This is a genomic window from Sphingomonas sp. PAMC 26605 (assembly GCF_000241485.1).
Taxonomy (GTDB): Bacteria; Pseudomonadota; Alphaproteobacteria; order Sphingomonadales; family Sphingomonadaceae; genus Sphingomonas.
The window spans coordinates 3,847,707-3,868,423 of the sequence record NZ_JH584241.1 but is presented as its reverse complement, the minus strand read 5'-3'; the positions used below and the strand labels follow the sequence as shown (position 1 = coordinate 3,868,423).

13 protein-coding genes are annotated in these 20,717 nt (G+C 68.0%); 12 read left to right on the top strand and 1 reads right to left on the bottom strand.

From position 1 onward, the window contains the following. The first annotated feature begins 13 nt into the window (after nt 1-13). The 7 genes from RH90_RS17975 to RH90_RS17945 all read left to right on the top strand — a co-directional run bounded on the left by RH90_RS17975 (nt 14) and on the right by RH90_RS17945 (nt 10,260). Nucleotides 14-2,371: a hypothetical protein gene (locus RH90_RS17975; protein WP_010187710.1), complete on the top strand. Its 2,358-nt coding sequence runs from the start codon at nt 14-16 to the stop codon at nt 2,369-2,371. 27 nt (nt 2,372-2,398) lie between these two features. Beyond that, a complete protein-coding gene (locus RH90_RS17970; RefSeq protein ID WP_010187709.1) occupies nt 2,399-3,688 on the top strand; it encodes an N-succinylarginine dihydrolase in 1,290 nt (429 codons plus the stop codon). A 20-nt stretch (nt 3,689-3,708) separates the two neighbouring features. Beyond that, nucleotides 3,709-5,151 carry a hypothetical protein gene (locus RH90_RS17965; RefSeq protein WP_037493604.1) on the top strand — a complete coding sequence of 481 codons (1,443 nt, stop codon included), beginning with the start codon at nt 3,709-3,711 and terminating at the stop codon, nt 5,149-5,151. A gap of 271 nt (nt 5,152-5,422) precedes the next feature. Further along, complete coding sequence (locus tag RH90_RS17960; RefSeq protein WP_010187706.1) at nt 5,423-6,295, top strand: glycosyltransferase; 873 nt, start codon at nt 5,423-5,425, stop codon at nt 6,293-6,295. Nucleotides 6,296-6,391: 96 nt separating this feature from the next. Next, nucleotides 6,392-6,952 (top strand): RNA polymerase sigma factor, encoded by a 561-nt coding sequence (locus RH90_RS17955; RefSeq protein ID WP_010187705.1) that lies wholly within the window; start codon nt 6,392-6,394, stop codon nt 6,950-6,952. Further along, nucleotides 6,942-7,901: a FecR family protein gene (locus RH90_RS17950; protein WP_010187703.1), complete on the top strand. Its 960-nt coding sequence runs from the start codon at nt 6,942-6,944 to the stop codon at nt 7,899-7,901. Before RH90_RS17955 ends, RH90_RS17950 begins: the two co-directional genes overlap by 11 nt. After that, the gene (locus tag RH90_RS17945) at nt 7,825-10,260 is read left to right on the top strand and encodes a TonB-dependent receptor domain-containing protein (RefSeq protein ID WP_232280382.1); all 2,436 of its coding nucleotides are present in this window, start codon (nt 7,825-7,827) and stop codon (nt 10,258-10,260) included. Before RH90_RS17950 ends, RH90_RS17945 begins: the two co-directional genes overlap by 77 nt. Nucleotides 10,261-10,265: 5 nt before the next feature. Here the strand turns inward: RH90_RS17945 and RH90_RS17940 are convergent, their stop codons facing one another. Continuing rightward, nucleotides 10,266-12,464: a penicillin acylase family protein gene (locus RH90_RS17940; RefSeq protein WP_010187699.1), complete on the bottom strand. Its 2,199-nt coding sequence runs from the start codon at nt 12,462-12,464 to the stop codon at nt 10,266-10,268. Between the two features lie 56 nt (nt 12,465-12,520). Between RH90_RS17940 and RH90_RS17935 the strand changes: the two genes are divergently transcribed. The 5 genes from RH90_RS17935 to RH90_RS17915 all read left to right on the top strand — a co-directional run bounded on the left by RH90_RS17935 (nt 12,521) and on the right by RH90_RS17915 (nt 20,717). Further along, the gene (locus RH90_RS17935; protein WP_010187697.1) at nt 12,521-13,789 is read left to right on the top strand and encodes an amidohydrolase family protein; all 1,269 of its coding nucleotides are present in this window, start codon (nt 12,521-12,523) and stop codon (nt 13,787-13,789) included. 208 nt (nt 13,790-13,997) lie between these two features. Continuing rightward, entirely contained in the window at nt 13,998-15,200 is a 1,203-nt protein-coding gene (locus RH90_RS17930) for an efflux RND transporter periplasmic adaptor subunit (protein ID WP_010187695.1), read from the top strand. An 8-nt stretch (nt 15,201-15,208) separates the two neighbouring features. Then, on the top strand, nt 15,209-18,400 hold the full coding sequence (locus tag RH90_RS17925; protein ID WP_010187693.1) for an efflux RND transporter permease subunit: 3,192 nt from the start codon (nt 15,209-15,211) through the stop codon (nt 18,398-18,400). Further along, nucleotides 18,397-19,905 carry an efflux transporter outer membrane subunit gene (locus RH90_RS17920; protein ID WP_010187691.1) on the top strand — a complete coding sequence of 503 codons (1,509 nt, stop codon included), beginning with the start codon at nt 18,397-18,399 and terminating at the stop codon, nt 19,903-19,905. Before RH90_RS17925 ends, RH90_RS17920 begins: the two co-directional genes overlap by 4 nt. Beyond that, nucleotides 19,902-20,717, top strand: coding sequence for an HpcH/HpaI aldolase/citrate lyase family protein (locus tag RH90_RS17915; RefSeq protein ID WP_010187689.1), 816 nt, complete (start codon nt 19,902-19,904; stop codon nt 20,715-20,717). Before RH90_RS17920 ends, RH90_RS17915 begins: the two co-directional genes overlap by 4 nt.

The following is a 20,717-nucleotide window of genomic DNA, read 5'->3' as shown; positions in this document are numbered from 1 at the left end:
GCTATCAGGCGACATGGATATGATCGCTACCCCGCCCGCGCACCACACCGACCCCGCCACCATCGCCGTGCTCGAGACGATCGAGACGCGGCTGCGCTGGCTCTCGTCCTGGACGATCCACAATGCCAACCATCTGCGCGAGAGCCGCGACGGGTTGAAGGTCGGCGGGCATCAGGCGAGCTGCGCGTCGATCACCGCGATCATGACCGCGCTCTATTTCGGCGCGCTGCGGCCGCAGGACAAGGTCGCGGTCAAGCCGCATGCCGGGCCGGTGCTGCATGCGATCCATTACATGCTCGGCCAGCAGAGCCGCGAGGCGCTCGAGCGCTATCGCGGGATGGGCGGGGCGCAGAGCTATCCGAGCCGGACCAAGGATACGATCCCGGTCGATTTCTCGACCGGCTCGGTCGGGTTGGGCGTGGCGATCACCGCGTTTGCCTCGCTGATCCAGGACTATCTGATCGCGCATGGCGAGATGGCCGAGGCCGATGCCGGTCGGATGATCGCGCTGATGGGCGATGCCGAGCTCGACGAGGGCAATATCTACGAATGCCTGATCGAGGCGTATAAGCACGACATCCGGAATTGCTGGTGGATCGTCGATTACAACCGTCAGTCGCTCGACAGCACGACGGCGGACCGCATGTTCCGCCGCTTTGACGACATTTTCGAGACGTGCGGCTGGCGCGTCGAGACGTTGAAGCACGGCAAGAAGCAGCGCGAGGTGTTCGCGCAAGCCGGCGGGCAGGCGATCGCCGACTGGATCGACGCTTGCCCCAATGCCGAGTTCGCGGCGCTGACCTATCAGGGCGGGGCGGCGTGGCGGGCGCGGCTGAACGCCGATCTGGTGGGGCAGGAGGAGACGCTCGCGTTGATCGCGGCGCAGGACGATGCCGCGCTCGCCGCACTGATGACCAATCTCGGCGGGCATTGCATCGCGACCTTGCTCGAGGCGTTCGCGCGCTGCGACGACGACGTGCCGACGCTGTTCATCGCTTACACCGTCAAGGGCTATGGCCTGCCGTTTGCGGGGCACAAGGACAACCATTCGGGGCTGATGAACCCCGGCCAGATCGCGCAGTTGCGCGGCGATCTTGGCATCGCCGAGGGCGACGAATGGGCGCCTTACGGAGGCCTGGGCGACAACGCCGCCGCCTCGGCGCGCGCCGTCGTCGAGGCAAGTGCGCTCGCGAAGGCGCACACCGTACCAGCCCCGTCCGCCGTGCCAGTGCCCGAGCGATTGCCCGTTCCCGATGGCGCCGAATTGTCGACGCAGGCGGCGTTCGGAAGAATTCTGCTCGATCTCGCCAAATCGGGGCATCCGTTGGCCGACCGGATCGTCACCACCTCGCCCGACGTGACGGTTTCGACGAACCTCGGCGCGTTCGTCAACCAGCGCGGGCTGTTCCGTCGGCAGGAATTGAAGGACGTCTTCTCCGCGGCGCGCATCCCGACCGCGCAGAAATGGGCGGGGCACAATGCGGGGCAACATATCGAGCTCGGGATCGCCGAGAACAATCTGTTCCTGATGCTGGCGGCGCTCGGCTTGGCCGCGCCGCTGTTCGGCACGCGGCTGATGCCGATCGGCACGGTCTATGATCCGTTCATCGCGCGCGGGCTCGATGCGCTCAATTACGCCTGTTATCAGGACGCGCGTTTCCTGCTGGTGGCAACGCCGTCGGGGCTGACGCTCGGGCCGGAGGGCGGGGCGCACCAGTCGATCAATTCGCCGCTGATCGGGATCGGCCAGCCCGGGCTCACCTATTTCGAACCGGCTTTTGCCGATGAGCTCGCGCTGATCATGCGCTGGGGTTTCGAGCATATGCAGGCCACCGACGGCGGATCGGTCTATCTCCGCCTGACGACGCGCACGATTGCGCAGATCGCGCGTGAGGACGATGCCTGGCAGGCCGATGCCTTGCGCGGGGGCTATTGGCTCAAGCGGCCAAGCGGCGACGCCGACATCGCGATCGTCTTTACCGGCGCGGTGACGCCCGAGGTGCTCGAGGCGGCCGAGCTGCTCGCCGACGATGTGCCGGGGCTCGGGCTGCTGATGGTGACCTCGCCCGATCTGCTGCATCGCGGCTGGTCGGCGCGGCATGCCGGGCGGTGGACCGGCGCGGCCGCGCCGAGCCATGCCGATGCCTTGCTTTCGGCGCTCGCGCCCGACGCCAAGCTCGTCACGATCATCGACGGTGCGCCTTCGACGCTGTCGTGGCTGGGCGGCGTGCGCGGGATGCGCGTCAGTCCGCTCGGCACCGATCGCTTCGGCCAGACCGGCGATCTGCCCGATCTGTTCCGCGCGTACCGCCTCGACGCCGAGGCGATCGTCGATGCGGTAGCCGAGCTGTGTCTCGGGGCGGTGGATTAGCGGCGGCGACTGGGGTAGCTGCTGAACATGCGCGAGATCAATTTCGACGGGCTGGTCGGGCCAAGCCACAATTACGCCGGACTGTCGTTCGGCAACATTGCCTCGGCGAGCAATGCCGGCGCGGTGGCGTCGCCGCGCGCCGCGGCGCTGCAGGGCATCGCCAAGATGCGCCACATGCTGGCGCTTGGGCTGCCGCAGGGGGTGCTGCTCCCGCACGACCGGCCCGATGCGGCGTGGCTGCGCCTGCTCGGCTTTGCCGGAGACGATGATGCGGTCCTCGCCGCGGCGTGGCGCGCGGAGCCGGGGCTGGTGCGCAACGGGATGGCGGCGTCGGCGATGTGGACCGCCAATGCCGGCACCGTTTCGCCCGCGCCCGATACCCGCGACGGGCGCTGCCACATCTCGGTCGCCAATCTTTCGACGATGCTGCATCGCAGCCTCGAGGCGCCGCAGACCGCCCGGCAGTTGCGCCTCGCATTCGGCGATACGCGGCACTTCCTTGTCCATGATGCTTTGCCCGCGCCGTTCGGCGACGAGGGCGCGGCGAATTTCATGCGGCTTGCGCCGAACCACGGCGCGCGCGGGATCGAATTGTTCGTCTACGGCGTGCAGCGCGACGGCGGCTTCCCCGCGCGCCAGCGTCGCGAGGCGAGCGCGGCGGTCGCGCGGCGTCACGGGCTCGATCCGAACGACGTACTGCTCGTCGAGCAAAGCGCCGCCGCGATCGCCGCGGGCGCATTCCACAACGATGTCGTCGCGGTCGCCAACGAGACCGTGCTGTTCGCGCATGAACAGGCGTTCGAGGACCCGGCGGCAGTCTATGCCTTCATCCGCCGTCGGCTGCCCGAGGCGACCATTCTCGAAGTGCCGGCCGCCGAAGTGTCGCTCGAGGCGGCGATCCGATCGTATCTGTTCAACTCGCAGCTGGTGACGCTGCCCGACGGCGGGATGGCGCTGATCGTGCCGGGCGAATGCCGCGAAGTGCCCACGGTATGGAGCTGGCTCCAAACCATGCTCGCGGGCAACGGGCCGATCCGATCGGTCGAGATGCTCGACCTGCGCGAATCGATGCGCAACGGCGGCGGGCCTGCCTGCCTGCGCCTGCGCGTCGCGGTCGACGATGCGGCCTTTGCCGCGATCGACCCGCGCTTCCTGCTCGATCCGGCGCGCTGCGCCTTGCTCGCCGACCTGGTCGAGCGGCATTGGCCCGAGCGCATCGCACCCGATGATCTCGGCGATCCCGCGCTGTGGCGGCAATGCCGCACGGCCCGCGCAGCGCTGCTCGAGGGACTGGGCTTCGAACCCGGCGAGCTTTGAGTTTCGCGCGGCGGCTGCATGTGGCGGCCCCGTTTCTGCTCCTGCTGCTGCTCGCGCTCGCGCTGCGCGCGCCCGATTTCGGCAATCCGATCATCCATAGCGACGAGCAATATTATCTGCTCGTCGGCAGCCGAATGTGGCACGGCGCTTTGCCCTATATCGACCTGTGGGACCGCAAGCCGATCGGGTTGTTCCTGCTCTATGCCGCGACGCGGCTGCTGCCGGGCGACGGGATCGTCGCTGTGCAACTGGTGGCGCTGCTCTTCACCACGCTCACCGCCTGGGCAATCGGCCGCGCCGCGCGGCAGACGGGCGCGAATGCGGCGGGCGCGCTGGTCGCAGGCGCCGCCTATCTGGTGTGGCTGCCGCTGCTCAGCGGGCGCGCCGGGCAGTCGCCGGTGTTCTTCAACCTGTTCATGGCGGCCGGCGCGATCCTGTTGCTGCACCTGCCCGCTCTGGCGCGGCGCTGTGATCGCCGCGCGATCGTCTGGAGCGGGGCGGGTGCGTGCCTGCTGGCGGGATTGGCGATCCAGATCAAATATACCCCCGCGGTGGAAGGCGCGCTCTTTGGCATCGCGCATCTGTATTATCTGCGCCGGGCCGGGGCGAAACCCGTCTCGCTCGCGGCTTCGGGGCTTTTTTGGCTCGCACTGGGGCTCGCACCGACGCTGGCAGCAATCGGTTTCTACTGGCAGCTCGGGCCCGCCGCTTTTCGGGCCTTTTGCTACGATAACTTCGGCTCGATCGTCGCGCGGGGTCACTACAGTTACCCGATGGAGCTAACGCTGCGCCGGCTTGCCGGTATCAGCGCGCAACTCCTGTTGCTCGTCCTCTGCGCGGCCGTGGCGATCCGCCGCGACCGGGCGCGCGTGGAGATCCGGCTCGCGATCGCCTGGGCGTGCGCCGCGTTCGTTCCGTTCGTGCTGCTCGGCGTCTTTTTCGATCACTACGCGCTGCCCTTGCTGCCGCCGCTGCTGACGCTCGCCGCGGTAACCTTCGGGCGGCACCGCCGGATCGCGCTTGGGATCGTCGCGGCGGGGCTGACGGTGTTTGCGGTCGAGGCGGCGATCCGGCCCGACGATGCGCCCGGTGTTCGGGCGCTCGCGGGTGTGGTCAAGGCGAACAGCGGGAACGAATGCCCCTATGTCTTCATCGGCGACGTTATCGTCTATCACCTTGCCGACGCATGCATCCCGACCGCCTACGCCTTCCCGTCGACACTCGCCTATGCGCCCGAGCAAGCCGCGACCGGGATCGACGAAGCGGCCGAGGTCCGCCGCATCCTTGCGCACCGTCCACCGGTGATCGTCAGCGCCAGCCGTCCGCTTGCGCCGTGGAACCGGCAAAGCCATGCGGCGATCGAAACCGCGCTCGCGCGCGCCTATCGCCCGGTGTTCATCACGCCGCGCGGCGATTATCGCGCGATCGTCTATCTGCGCAACGATCGGCCATTCCGCCGCTGACTGCACGCGCGACGCCAAAAAAAGTTCCCGGATACAAAATTCCCGTCCGGTTTTCCGGCATCGGTATCGTTTGTGTAACGAGGAGATCTCGTTTGCCGATGCCGACCGCGAACCAATTGACGGGTTTAACCGCCCGTATCGCGTCCGGCGTCGGGTGTGGCTGGCCGGGGGGCGGCCGCACCATCGCGAACCGAGCGCGCGCCATCGCGGCGATCCGCGCTCTCTCCGTTTCTTTCTAAGACCGTCGAACAGACGCCCACAGGAAACGGCCATGTTGCTCGAATCGCAATACTATCCCGAGTGGGAAGCTCCGGGGAAGCGCGCCGCCGCGACCGCGTTGCCGCGCTGGAGCGTGCTGATCCCGTTCTTCAACGAGCGGGATTTCCTCGACGGCACGCTCGCCAGCCTCGCCGCACAGGACGTGCCGTTCGAGCTGATCCTGATCGACAACGGCTCGACCGACGGCAGTGGCGCGGTCGCCGCGGCGACCTGCCGCCGGCTCGGGCTCGCCTTCACCCTGCTGATCGAGCGGCGGCCGGGCAAGGTCAACGCGTTGCAGACCGGCGTCGCGCGCACCCGCACGCGCTTCGTCGCGACCTGCGATGCCGACACGCTCTATCCCGCCGATTATCTGCGCCAGGCAGAACGCCTGCTCGAAACCGGCGCGGTCGCTGGCGGCGCCTATTTCGTCACGCCCGATGCGACCGACGCGGAGCATGCCCAGGCCGCCAAGCGCATGGCGCGCGCCGCGCGCCTGCTCCCCGCGCAATGCCATACCGGCGGGGCGGGGCAGGTGTTCCGCACCGACGTACTGCGCCGCGCCGGGCAGTTCGATGCGCTGCGCTGGGGCTATGTGCTCGAGGATCACGAGATCATGCACCGGATGGCAAAGTTCGGGCGGCTGGCGTACGGCGGCGGCCTGTGGTGCGCGCCGTCGCCGCGACCGCGCGATCGCGAATCGATCCGCTGGACGCTCGGCGAGCGGATTTTGTACCACACCACGCCCAAGCCCGCGCGCGACTGGTTCTTCTACCAATTTCTCGCACGTCGCCTCGCCGGGCGGCGACTGTCGAGCGATCGCATCCGCGAGCGGTCCTTCTATGCTGTGTCCGATCCGGCGCCCGATCTGCAAAAAGCGGCGTAACCCTGCGTCAATACGGAGCAATCGCATATCACGGGGCTTGCGAGCGGACGCGTTGGGCGCTCTACGCTGCCCTATGGCCCACACCCCGGCGATTCGGTGAACGAAAGCGGTCTCAAGGCCGTGTTCCTGGCGGAGCAGCCGATGCTGCTGCGTTTGCTGGTCGCCCGGCTCGGTAATCGCGCCGATGCCGAAGACGCGCTGCAGGACATGTGGATCAAGCTCGATCAGCTTCCGGCGGGCCAGCCGGTGGCGCAGCCTGCGGCCTATCTGTATCGCATGGCGGCCAACCACGCTTCCGACCGGCGGATCTCCGCAACGCGCGCGGGCGCTCGAGATACCGCCTGGATGGAAGTCCAGCCCGCCGCCGAGGAGCAACCGACGATCGAGCGCCATTTGCTCGACCGCGAACGCCTCGCGCGGCTCGAGCGAGCGCTCGCGTCGATGCCCGAACGCATGAGCACCGCGCTGCGACTCTACCGGCTCGAGGATGTGCCGCAGAAGGAGATCGCCGCGCGGCTCGGCATGACGCTGAGCGGGGTCGAAAAGCTGTTGCGCAGGGCAGTCAAAGAAATACAAGACTATAAGGCCGCGAGTGAGGCGGATTCCGAGCACCCACATCGTCTATCGAGCGAAGGGGAATCGAATCGTGACCGCTGAAGCAGCGCACATCGTCGATCGCGCCATCGACTGGCAACTCCGCCAAGACGATATGAGCGATCAGGAATGGCACGCCTTTGTGGCGTGGCTTGAGGAAGATCCCGCGCATGCGCGTGCGTTCGACGCCGTCGCGCTCGACATGGCGGCGCTCGCCGACCATCCTGAAGTGTTCCCGGCGGCGACCCCCGCCGAAGCAAGTGCGCCGCCCGTTGGCGTCGCGCCACGACGCCGCGCCTGGGCGTGGGCAGGGGGCGGCGTTGCCGTCGCGGCCGCTGCGTGCCTTACGCTGATGGTCGTTCCGCTCGGGCTGAGGGGCACCGCGTCGCCTTACGCGGTGGAGACCAAGCCGGGCCAGCGGCGGGACATCGCCCTCAACGATGGCACGCGGATCGAACTCAACGGCGCGAGCCGCCTGCTGCTCGACCATGACAACACCCGCATCGCGACACTCGAGTCGGGCGAGGCGACCTTCCATGTTCATCACGACGCAGGGGCGCCCTTCACCGTGCGGTCGGGCACCCAGGTCGTCCAGGACGTGGGAACTGTGTTCAACGTCGAGCGCGACGGCAAGCGGCTCGCGATTCAGGTTGCCGAAGGCTCGGTGCTGCTTCAGCCGCAGCGCGAAGCGGTCGCATTGCGCGCCGGTGCGGCGGCGACGGTCGACGAGGAAGTCGGCGGCATCACCGTCTCGAAGGTCGATGCGGCCAAGGTCGGCGCTTGGCGCAGCGGCGCGATCGCCTTTGCGGGCGAGCCGTTCGGCCGCGTCGCGGGCGCGGTGCTGCGGCTCGACGGTGTCTCGCTCACGATCGACTCGAGCTTGTCGCAGCGTCCCTTTAGCGGCATGGTCCGCCTGACGGGGACGGCTGCGCGGGATGTCCCGCATTTGGCCGCATTGGTTGGGGCTGAGTGGCATCACGATGGCGAGCGGTGGTTTATCTCGCCTCGGTAAGACACTGCGCACCGCCGCACCGATTGCGATCGTTCTTTCTGCCGCGCTGCCGACGTTGGCGAGCGCGCAAAGCGTATCCGTTTCGATCGCCGCCGAGCCGCTCGATCGCGCGCTGACCACGCTCGCGCAGCAGAGCGGGTTCGACATCATCAGTACCGAATCGGGACTCGCGCGGATCCGAGCGCGCGTGGTGCGGGGTCAGATGCCGCCGCGCGAGGCGCTGCGGCGTCTGCTCGACGGGACCGGGTATCGCGCGATCGCGATCGATGCGCGCAGCTATCGGATCGTGCGCGCGCCCGTCACGGTCGCTGCGCCACGCCCCCGGCCGGCAGCGCGCAAGCGCGTCGCCGAACCCGAGAACACCGGCGACATCATCGTCACCGCGAGCAAGCAGGGCTCGACGTTGCTGCGCTTCCCGGGCAGCGCGCTGCTGGTCGGCGGCTTCGCGCCGGGTTCGCTCGCGGCGCGGTCGGTGACGATGGACGATGTCGCGCGCGATACGCCGGTGCTGCAGAACACCGAGCTCGGCGAAGGGCGCAACAAGATCTTCATCCGCGGCATCGCCGACAGCAGCTTCAACGGCCCGACGCAATCGACCGCGAGCCTCTATTTCGACGAAGTCCCCTTGGGCTTTGCCGGCCCCGAGCCGAGCCTCAACCTCTACGACATGAAGAGCGTCGAGGTGCTCGAGGGGCCGCAGGGCACGCTATACGGTTCGGGCGCGATCGGCGGGATCATCCATCTCGAGCCGAACCCGACCGATCTCGCCACGGCGCACGCCTCGCTCAGCGGCGGCGTTACCGCGACGCAGGGCGGCGAGGCGGGGTATGACGCGGCGGGGATGATCAACCTGCCGATCCTGACCGATCGCGTCGGCCTGCGCATCGTCGGCTATAGCGAGCGCGACGGCGGCTACATCACCGATTCGATGCGCGGGCTCGGCAATATCAATCGTGCCGACCGGCTCGGCGGGCGCGCGGCGCTGACGATCGCGCCGGGCGATGGCTGGAGCATCGAGCTCGGTGCGCTCGGGCAGACGATCGACGCGGCCGACGCGCAATATGCCGAGACGATGAGCGGTCCGCTCGAGCGGCGTTCGGTGCTCGCCCAGCCGTATAGCAGCCATATCAAGCTCGCGCGCGGCGTGGTGCGCAAGCATTGGGACAGCGGGCTCGATCTGGTCTCGGCGACGGGCTATGTCGATCTGCGCACCTTCGACACGTTCGATGCCTCGCGCGCAATCGGTGCGACCGGGCCGACCGTCTATACCACCGAGCAGACCGACAAATTGTTCGTCCAAGAGGCACGGCTGTCGCGCGCGGTGCCCGACAGGGTCGGCTGGCTCGTCGGGCTCGCCTTTCTTGAGGATCGCGACGTTCAGGCGCGCGCGCTCGGCGTGCCGGACCAGCCGCGCGACATCATCGGCGTGAGCAATCGGACCGACAGTTTCTCGGTGTTCGGCGAGGCCAACTGGCCGGTCACCGAGCGGTTGACGCTGACCGGCGGCGCGCGCGTGACCAGCGCTCGCACCGACGGCGAGCCGTCGGTAGCGCCGCGCAGCAACAGTTTCGTCAAGGGGCGCGCGACGCGGCGGATCGATCCGACGCTCGCCGCATCATGGTTGGTGGCGCCGCGGCTCGCGCTGTTCGCGCGGCTGCAGTCGGGGTACCGCACCGGCGGCCTCGCGGTCGCCAGCGGTATCGGGCGGGTGCAGGATTTCGGTTCCGATTCGATCGCGGTGGTCGAGGCCGGGATGCGCAAGCAGCGCACCGGCGCGACCGGACTCGAGCTGACCGTCGCGACTTCCTATGCGCGCTGGCGCGACATCCAGGCCGATCTCTATTCGCGACGCGGCCAGCCCTATACGGTGAATATCGGCAACGCCGACATTATCGGGCTCGAGGCGACGGGGGATTGGGTGCCGGTGCGCGGGCTGCACGCCAATTTCGCGTTCCTCTACACGCACAACGTCGTCGACGGGCCGCTCGCGCAATCCTCGGTCAAGGCCAATCGGCGCTTGCCCGAGACGCCGGCGTTCGCCGGGAACGCCGGGCTGAGCTATCGCTGGACGCTACGCGACGCCTCGACGCTGAGCATCGGCACGTCGGGGCGTTATGTCGGGCGGTCTGTGCTCGGCACCGGGGATTTCCTCGATGTCAGCCAGGGCAATTATGCCGTGCTCGACGCCGATCTCGCCTGGCACTGGCGCAAGTTCGACGTGACGCTGGCGGGGGACAATCTCACCAATGCCAGCGCCAACCGCTTCTCGCTCGGCAATCCGCTGATCCTCGCCTCGCGCCAGCAGACGACGCCGCTGCGCCCGCGCAATATCCGGCTCGGCGTGTCGGTCGCCTGGTAGGCGGCTCAGCGCTCGCCCGGGCGGTAGCGCCGCTCGACATGGCCGGCGAGATCCTCGGGATAGAAATAGACCGGCCGCAATGCGCCCGTGGCATAGCGCTCCGCCTGGTCGGCGAAGTGCGGCGAGGCGGGATCGCCGCTTTCGCCGCCGGCGGTCACCGCCCAGGCGCGCAGCTTCGGGCCGAACTCGACCACCGCGACGAAGCTGTTGCCGCTCGATCCGTAGAGCTTGGTGGTATTGGGATAGAATTTCGCGCCGAACGAGGCGAGGCTGCCCCATTGCGCCGAGGCGAAGGGAACCGGGATGCTCGGGCGGGCGTCGTCGAAATGCGGCGCGATCGCATCGTCGAGCCGCTGGAAGCGGTTGATCCGCCCCCAGCCGACGCGCCAGTCGCCGAAATCGCGCGTCAGTTGGTCGACCGCACCGGCCAGCGCGTCGAGCTTGGCGCTGTCGGAGACGCGCGTCGCGATATAGCGGGGCACGTTGATCTGCTCGGCCTGGACGAAACTGCCGACCTCGCGCCACATCTGACCGGCCCACAGCACGCCGAGGGTGGTGGCGACCGACTCGGGGCCCCAGCGATCGTCCCAGTTCCGCAGAACTTCGATTGGCGCGGCGAGCTTGGCGCGGCGCGGATCGGTTGGCGGGAGCGCGTCATAGGCCTTGACCAAGGGCGGGATCAGGGCCGCGAACGCCGGCATATAGCTGTCATACGCGGCGGCAATGAGCCGTTCGGGGGTGAAATCGTGGCGCCCGGTAAGCAGCAGGTCGGCATGCACGCCGCGCTGGTTCTCGCCGACCATGTCCATGTAGCGCGGATAGTCCTTCGCCTTGGGGCTGTCGGTTCCTGCGGCGCTCCACGGCCAGTCATTGGTGTTGCGCGCCCAGCCGACGCCCGGGTTGATCGCGTTTGGCAGGCTGGCGATCGTGTGCAGCCCGTGCCAGTCGGTCGCCGGGTCGGCGCCATCGACGGGCTTGGTATAATCGAAGCGGTCGTCGCGGATGGGCACGAATTGGGGGTGCAGATAGGCGATCTCGCCCTTGGCATCGGCGAAGAGCGTGTCGTTCGACGAATTCGCCTTTCGCTCGGCGACCTGCATGTAGCTCGCGAGATCGTGCGCCTTGGTGCGCAGCCAGCTTTGCTCGAGCGCGGGGACGGGCTTCCACATCAGCGCCTGCGCGATCCATCCGTTACGGCGCTCGGCGACGATCGGGCCATGGGACGTGGCGTAGGTGGTGAAGTGTCGCGTCGCGTTCGTCCCATCGGCTTTGCGGTAGGCGATCGTGATCAGTCTGTACGTGAGCGGGCGGTCTTCCTTGCCCGACAGATAGGTCATCGGACCGGCGCGGTGCTCGTGGATGGTCTCGGCGAATTCGTCGACATTGTCGACGCCCGACGACGTATGCATCCACCCGGCTTGCTCGTTGAAGCCCTGGTAGATGAAGAACTGTCCCCAGGTCGACGCGCCATAGGCGTTCAAACCTTCGCCGCTCGTCATCTGCAGTTCGGAGCGGAAGTAGAAGCTGGTGTGCGGGTTGATCAGCAGCAGCGCGTGCCCGTTCACGGTGTTCTTCGGCGCGATCGCGATGCCGTTCGATCCGCGCGGTTCGCGGGGGAGCGGGCCGGCATCCTCGGCGGCGACCGCGACCGTCTTGTCGCCATAGAAAGCGGCGAGGTCAGGAAGCGAGATCCGCTCGATGTCGCCGCCGATGCTGCCTTCGGTGAACGACAAGGCCATCCACGGCTCGAAGTGGGTCAGCACCTTGGGATGGACCTGCGGGTGCGTCGCGAGATAATAGTTCAGCCCGTCGGCCCAGGCGGCCATCAAAGTCTGCAGATAGGCCGGGCTGGCGCGGTATTGCGCCTGCAATTCCACCGGATCGACATACAATCGCTGGCGCAGATCGGCCCAGATCGCGGCTTCGCCCTCCGCTTCGGCGGTGCGGCCGAGCGCTGTCAGGTAGTTTGCCTCGATCCGGCCGAAATCATCCTCGGCCTGCGCATAGATCGCGCCGAACACCGCATCGGCGTCGCTGCGTCCCATGACATGCGCGATCCCCCACGTATCCCGCGTGATCGTGACGCGTGCCGCCTCGCCGCGCCAGCGCGCCTGCTCGCCGGGGGGCGGGGCAGGGGCCGCGGCGACCGCGAGCAGGGCTGCAAGAGCGAACAGGTTGCGCGGGCGACGGGTGAGTCTATCCATGGGCGCAACGCTATCGGGCATCGCTCGCGGCGACAATTGATCGTGGGAGCAGTCTGATGAAATGGGCGATCGCCGCAATCCTGTTCGCGCCGCTCGCCCTCGGTGGCACGGCCCCCGAGCCGACCACGCCGCACGCGATCCTGCTGCGTCCTGCGGCGGTGTTCGATGGGGTCGAACCCGTGGCGCATCCCGGCTGGCAAGTGCTCGTCACCGGAGACCGCATCACTGCCGTCGGCCCATCGCTCGCGGTGCCGGCCGGGACCGAGACGATCGACCTGCCCGGCGACACGCTGATGCCCGGCATGATCGAAGGCCACGGCCACCTCTTTCTCCACCCCTATAACGAGACGAGCTGGGACGATCAGGTGCTCCACGAGCCGCTCGCGTTGCGCACCGCGCGCGCGGTCGCGCAAGCGGCGGCGACGCTGCGCGCGGGCTTCACCACCGAGCGCGATCTCGGCACCGAAGGCGCGGGCTATGCCGATGTCGGCTTGCGTCAGGCGATAGCGCAGGGAATCGTGCCCGGACCACGGTTGCTCGTCGCGACGCGCGCGATCGTCGCCAAGGGCGCCTATGGCCCCAAAGGGTTCGAGCCGGGGCTCGTCATCCCGCAGGGTGCCGAGGAAGCGAGCGGGGTCGACGATATCGTCCGCGTCGTCCGTTCGCAGATCGCGGCCGGCGCCGACGTAGTCAAACTCTATGGCGACTATCGCTGGCGTCCGGGCGAACCGAGCCGTCCGACCTTCTCGACCGCCGAGATGACCGCCGCCGTCGCGGCGGCGCACGATGCCGGCCGTATCGTCGCAGTCCACACCGCGACGCCCGAGGGAATGCGCCGCGCGATCGCCGCGGGCGCTGACACGATCGAGCATGGTTATGGCGGCACGCCCGAGATTTTCCGCGCGATGGCGGCGCGGCACATTGCCTTGTGTCCTACGCTCGCCGCCGCCGATGCGGTGGCGCGCTATCGCGGCTGGACCGGCGGCGACCCGGTGCCCGAAGCGGTCGCACAGAGCCGCGCCGCGTTCGCGTCGGCGCGCGCGGTGGGCGTGCCGATCTGCATGGGCGGCGACGTCGGCGTGTTCGCGCATGGCGAGAATGCGCGCGAAATGGTGTTGATGGCGGCGGCGGGAATGCCGGTCGCGCAAGTGGTGATCGCGGCGACCTCGGGCAATGCGACGGCGTTTCACCTGCCCGATCGCGGCGCCGTGCGCGCCGGGCTGCTTGCCGATTTGATCGCGGTGCGGGGCGATCCGACCAAGGCAATCGATGCGGTGCACCATATTCGATGGATTATGAAAAACGGCGCCGTCGCAAGGCCGTAGCGTGGTGGCGCCAAAGAGGACTTACCTCGGAATAATTAAGTATATTACAATAATGTGTCCAGATAGAAGTTAAATGTTTCGTGCGCGCCTCTTGCTTTGCAGCATCGACGGTCGCACTTAGGCTCGCAAGATCGTGAATCCGCCAACACGCGCGGGTCGCCTGGACGAGGGTGGATTGCAGCCGGCCAGGGTCGTGGGGAAGACGTACATGATAAAGCTTACGCGCTCGGTTCGCTCGCTCTTGACCGTGACCAGTCTCGTCGCGCTCGGGGCGTGCTCGAAGAGCGCGCCGCCGCCGCCGCCCAAGCCGCAGGTTTCGGTGGCGCTTCCGCTGCAGCGCGACGTCGTCGATTGGGACGAATATGTCGGCCGGTTCGAGGCGATCCAGGACGTCGAGCTGCGCCCGCGCGTGTCGGGGACGATCGACAACATCCTTTTCGCCAACGGTCAGCACGTCCGCGCGGGCCAACCCTTGTTCACGATCGATCCGCGCCCCTATGCCGCCGCGCTCGCCCAGGCGCGTGCGCAGGTCGCCAAGGCGCAGGCCGCGCTGACTAACGCGCGTTCCGAGCTCGCCCGCGCCGACAAGTTGCTGGCCGCACAGGCGATCGCCAAGGAAGAATATGAAACCAAGCTCGCGACGGTCCGCAGCGCGCAGGCCGATCTGGGTGCTGCCAACGCCAACGTAAGTACCGCGCGGCTCAACCTCGATTTCACCACGGTCCGCTCACCGATCACCGGGATCGTGTCCGACCGTCGCGTCAGCAAGGGCAATTACGCGACCGACGCGACCACCGTGCTGACCCGGGTCGTCTCGACCGATCCGATCTGGTTCACGTTCGACGGCGCCGAGAGTTTCTATCTCAAATATCTGCGTCAGGCGAAGACCGGCGAACGCGGCTCGTCGCGGACCACGCCCAATCCGGTCGACGTCCAGCTCGCCGACGAAAGCGGCTTCCGCTGGCACGGCCATATGCAGTTCGTCGATAATGCGGTCGATCCCAACTCGGGCACGATCCGCGCGCACGCGGTGATCTCCAACCCGGACGGCTTCCTTACGCCCGGCCTGTTCGGCCGTGCGCGCCTGCTCGGCTCGGGCACCTATCACGCGATGCTCGTCCCCGACGAGGCGATCCTCACCGACCAGACGCGCAAGCTCGTCTATGTCGTCGGCAAGGACGGCAAGGCGGTCCAGCGCCCGGTCGATACCGGGCCGCTCGTCGAGGGGCTGCGCGTCGTCAAGACCGGCATCGCTCCGACCGAGCATGTCGTGATCACCGGGATCACCAACCTCCAGCCGGGCACGCCGGTCGGCGCCAAACTGGTGACCATGCAGCCGCGCGCGGCGAATACCGCGCCGAGCTCGCAACCCGACACCGCGCCCCCCGCATCCGACGCGACCGCGAAGTAGCGCCTGCGATGAAATTCCCCCATTTCTTCATCGAGCGCCCGATCTTCGCGGCGGTCATGTCGGTGCTCATCGTGATCTTCGGGATCGTCGCCTATCCGACGCTGCCGATCGCGCAGTATCCGGAGATCGCGCCGCCGACCGTCGTCGTCACCGCGAGCTATCCCGGCGCGACCGCCGAGACGCTCGCCGAGACCGTCGCCGCACCGCTCGAGGAATCGATCAACGGCGTCGAGAACATGCTCTACATGTCGTCGTCGAACACCGGCGACGGCCAGATCTCGATCACCGTGACCTTCAAGCAGGGGGTCAACGTCGATCAGGCGCAGGTGCTCGTGCAGAATCGCGTCTCGACCGCCGAGCCGCGGCTGCCCGACCAGGTCCGCCAGATCGGCGTGACGGTGCTCAAGAATTCGCCCGACATCCTGCTGGTGATCGCGCTGACCTCGACCGACGGCACGCTGTCCGACCAATATATCTCGAACTACGCGACGACGCAGATCATCGACCGCATCTCGCGCATTCCCGGCGTCGGCGGGGTCCGCTCGTTCGGCGGGCGCGATTACAACATGCGCGTGTGGATCGACCCCGATCTCGCCGCCTCGCGCAACCTCACCGTCGACGAGATCGTCACGCAGATCCGCGCGCAGAACGCGCAGGTCGCGGTCGGGTCGGTCGGCGCGCCGCCGTTCAACAAGGGCGGTGCGGCGTTCCAGCTCGGGATTCAGGCGCAGGGCCGCCTGTCGTCGCCCGACCAGTTCGGCCAGATCGTGATCAAGCGCGACGACCAGGGACGGCTGACGCGGCTGCGCGACGTCGCGCGGATCGAACTCGGCGCGCAGGATTACACGATCAACGCGCGATTGAGCGGCAAGCCGATGACCGCGCTCGGCATCACCCAGCTGCCGGGCTCGAACGCGCTGACCACGGCGGAAGCGGTCCAGAAGGAGATCGCTGAGGCCTCCAAGAGCTTCCCGCCGGGGATGAAATATTCGATCCCCTACAATCCGACCGACTATATCGCGGACTCGATCAACGCGGTGTACCATACGCTCGGCGAGGCGATCGTGCTCGTCGCGCTTGTAGTGCTGCTGTTCCTGCAGAGTTGGCGCGCTTCGATCATCCCGATCGTCGCGATCCCGGTGTCGCTGATCGGCAGCCTCGCGGTGCTCGCCGGCTTCGGCTTCAGCCTCAACAACCTGTCGCTGTTCGGCATGGTGCTGGCGATCGGGATCGTCGTCGACGATGCGATCGTCGTCGTCGAGAACGTCGAGCGCCTGATGGAGGAAAAAGGCCTCAGTCCACGCGAGGCCGCGCACGAGACGATGGACGAAGTGTCGGGCGCGCTGATCGCGATCGCGCTGGTGCTTGCCGGTGTGTTCATCCCGACGAGCTTCATCCCCGGCATCTCGGGGCAATTCTATCAGCAGTTCGCGCTGACGATCGTCGCCGCGACGATCATCTCGGCGTTCGTCTCGCTGACGCTGTCGCCCGCACTCGCCGCTTTGGTGCTCAAGCCGAAAGAGCATGACGCGGCGCCCAAGCCGGGTGTCCGTGGTCTGCCGGGACGTTTCGCGCGCGGCTTCAACAACGGTTTCGAAAGTCTCGCACGACGCTTCGGCAAATATACCGCGCGCGCGGTACGCTCGCTGTTGCTCGTCGGTATCGTGTATCTTTGCCTGATCGGGCTTGCCGGATGGCGCTTCTCGGTGACGCCGGGCGGCTTCATCCCGGCGCAGGATCAGGGGTATCTGATCGGTGTCATTCAGATGCCGCCGGGGACCTCGCTCGAACGGACCACCGAAGTGATGGAGCGCGCATCGAAGATCGCGCTCGCCAATGCGGGCGCAGAAGATACCGTGGCCTTCGCAGGTCTCGATGGTGCGACCTTCTCGACCGCACCCAACGCCGCGGCGATGTTCATCCCGCTCAAGGCGTTCGGTCAGCGCGGCAAGGCCGACGTGATCGCCAACGAACTGCGCAAGGCCTTTGCCGGGATCACCGACGGTAACATCCTCGTCGTCCCGCCCCCGCCGGTCCGCGGGATCGGCACCGGCGGCGGCTTCAAGATGCTGATCGAGGACCGCACCAACCTCGGTTACAAGGCGCTCGAAGGCGCGGCCTTCGCGATGATGATGAAGGCCAATCAGACGCCGGGTCTGGTGAGCACCTTCACCACCTTCAACACCCGTACGCCGCGCCTCTTCGCCGATATCGACCGCGAGCGCGCCGAACAGCTCGGCGTACCCGTCGCCAACGTCTTCTCGACGCTCGGCACCTATCTCGGGTCGACCTATATCAACGACTTCAACTATATCGGCCGGACCTACCGCGTCACGGCGCAGGCCGATGCGCCGTATCGCGACCAGGTGTCCGATGTCGGCCATCTGCGGACGCGGTCCGCGGCCGGCAACATGGTGCCGCTCGACGCGGTGATGCGACTCAAGAACGACGCCGGGCCGTACCGCGTGGTGCGCTACAACCTCTATCCCTCGGCCGAGCTGCAGGGCGATACGGCGCGCGGCTATTCGTCGGGGCAGTCGCTGGCATCGATGGCGAAGCTTGCCGCCGAGACGCTGCCAAGGGGCATGAGCTTCGAATGGACCGAGCTCGCCTTCCAGCAGCAGCAGGCGGGCAATACCGCGGCGATCGCGTTCGGGCTCGCGGTGTTGTTCGTCTTCCTGCTGTTAGCGGCGAACTATGAAAGCCTCGTGCTGCCGCTCGCGGTGATCCTGATCGTGCCGATGTGCCTGCTCGCGGCGATCGTCGGCGTGAACATCTTCGGTGGCGACAACAACATCCTGACGCAGATCGGGCTGGTCGTGCTGATCGGCCTCGCCGCGAAAAACGCGATCCTGATCGTCGAGTTCGCGCGCCAGAACGAGCTGGCGGGCATGGAGATGCACGACGCGGCGATCCACGCCGCCGAGCAGCGCCTGCGCCCGATCGTGATGACCTCGATCGCCTTCATCCTCGGCGTGCTGCCGCTGGTGATCGGCTCGGGTCCGGGCGCGGAGATGCGCCAGGCGCTCGGCGTCGCGGTGTTCTTCGGGATGATCGGCGTGACGACCTTCGGCCTGCTCTTCACGCCGACCTTCTATGTCATCAGCCGGACGCTCGGCGATTGGGTGTCGTCCAAGATCCCGCGCCGGAAGGAAAGGGCCCAGACGCCGCGTCCGGCGCCCGAGGAGACGCCGGCATGAAGCGCATCCTGACCGTCCTTCCCGCGCTCGCTCTGTCGGCGTGCGTCGTGGGGCCGAACTATACCAAGCCGAGCACGCCGGTGCCCGCCACCGGCGGCAGCTTCGCCGAGGCGGGCAAGAGCGCGGCGGTCACGCCGACCCAGCTGCCCGAGCGTTGGTGGCGGCTGTACAACGATCCGGTCGTCGACCGGTTGGTCGCGGATGCGCTGGCGCACAATACCGATGTCCGCGTCTCGGCCGCCAATCTGGCGCGCGCGCGCGCGGTGCTCGAGGAACAGCGCGGGGCGCGGTTGCCGACGACCGATCTGAGCGGGCAATATACGCGCGGCCAGGCCAACCTCGCGAGCGTCGGGACCGGCGGCATCGCAGCTGGCGGCGCGAGCGGCGGCACCACGGGCGGTTCGACGGGTACGGCGGCGCAGCAGACCTTCCGCTACAACAGCTTCAGGCTCGGCTTCGACGCGTCGTACGAGGTCGATCTGTTCGGCGGGATCACGCGCGCGATCGAAGCAGCGCGGGGCGATGTCGCCGCCGCGCAGGCGCAGCTCGACGCATCGCGCGTATCGGTCGCCGCCGAGACGGCACGCGCCTATGCGTCCGCCTGCAGCAACGCCGCGCAGCGATCGGTCGCGATCGAGACGGTGCAGCTGCAGCAGCGCACCTTCGCGCTCACCAACACGCTGTTCGACGCCGGCCGAGGCACGCGGCGCGATGTCGAGCGCGCCGACGTGCTGCTCGCGCAGACCCAGGCGACGATCCCCGGCTTCGAGGCCGAGCGGCGCGCCTCGCTCTATGCGCTGGCGGTGCTGACCGGCCTTCCGCCCGAGCAGATCGATGCCGCCGCCGACGCCTGCAAGACGCCGCCGCGCGTCACCTCGGTTCTGCCGATCGGCGACGGCGCCGCGCTGATCGCGCGCCGGCCCGACGTTCGCGCGGCCGAGCGTACGCTCGCCGCGGATACCGCGCGGATCGGCATCGCGGTCGCCGATCTGTATCCCCGGATCCAGCTGCTCGGCGCGATCGGCCTCAATGCGCAGCGCGGGAGCCAGCTGTTCAAGGGCAGCGCGGTGACCTATTCCGCCGGCCCGTTGATTTCGTGGAGCTTCCCCAACCAGACGATCGCGCGCGCGCGCATTCGTCAGGCCCGCGCCGGGGCCGATGCGAGTCTCGCGACCTTCGATGGCCGCGTGCTGACCGCGTTGCAGGAAGTCGAGCAGGCGCTGGCGCGCTATGCCGGCGAACTCGATCGCAACGCCGCGTTGCGCCGCGGCGAGGCTTCGAGCAGCGCCGCCGCGCAACTGTCGCAGCTGCGTTTCGATTACGGCGCCGATAGCTTCCTGCTGTTGATCGAGGCCGAGCGCGACCGGGCGAGCGCGCGCGCGGCGCTCGCGCAATCCGATGCGGCGGTGTCGGATGCGCAGATCAGCCTGTTCAAGGCGCTCGGCGGGGGCTGGGAGGATGCGCCCGCGCCCGTGCGGCGCGAGCCGGTAACGACGACGCAGTGAGCGGGATCCGCAGCGCGCTATTCATGCCCGCGTCCAACATGCGGGCGATCGTCAAGGCGCGCGGGCTCGAGTGCGATGCGGTGATCCTCGATCTCGAGGATTCGGTCGCGCCCGAACAGAAGGCTGCGGCGCGCGATCAGGCGATCGTCGCAGCGGCAGAGGGCGGTTTCGGCGCCCGCCGGCTGGTGTTGCGCGTCAACGGGCTCGATACCGAATGGGGCGAGGCCGATCTCGCGGCGGCGGCGGACGCTGGCTTCGACGCGGTGTTGCTGCCCAAGGTGTCGGCACCGGGCGATCTCGCGTTGGCGCGTGCGCAGCTTGGTGGCGTGCCGCTCTGGGCGATGATCGAGACCTGTGCTGCGATGCTCGCTCTGCCAGCGATCGCCGCAGCGCCGGGGCTGGCGTGTCTGGTCGCGGGCACTAACGATCTTGCCAAGGACATGCGCTGCACGCCGGGAGCCGACCGGCTGCCGTTGCTGCCGCACCTCACCGCGATCGTCACCGCGGCGCGAGCGCATGGCCTGATCGCGCTCGATGGGGTGTCGAACGTGCTCGCCGATACGCCTGAACTCGCAGCCGAATGCGCGCAGGGTGCGGCGTTCGGGTTCGATGGCAAGACGCTGATTCATCCGGCGCAGATCGCGCCCGCGAACCGCGCGTTCGCGCCCTCGGCGGAGCGCGTGGCGTGGGCGCAGGCGGTCATCGCAGCGTTCGCGTTGCCGAAGAATGCAGCGAAGGGCGCAATTCGCGTCGAGGGCGAGATGGTCGAGCGGCTCCATCTCGAAGAGGCCGAGCGCATCGTAAGTCTTTAA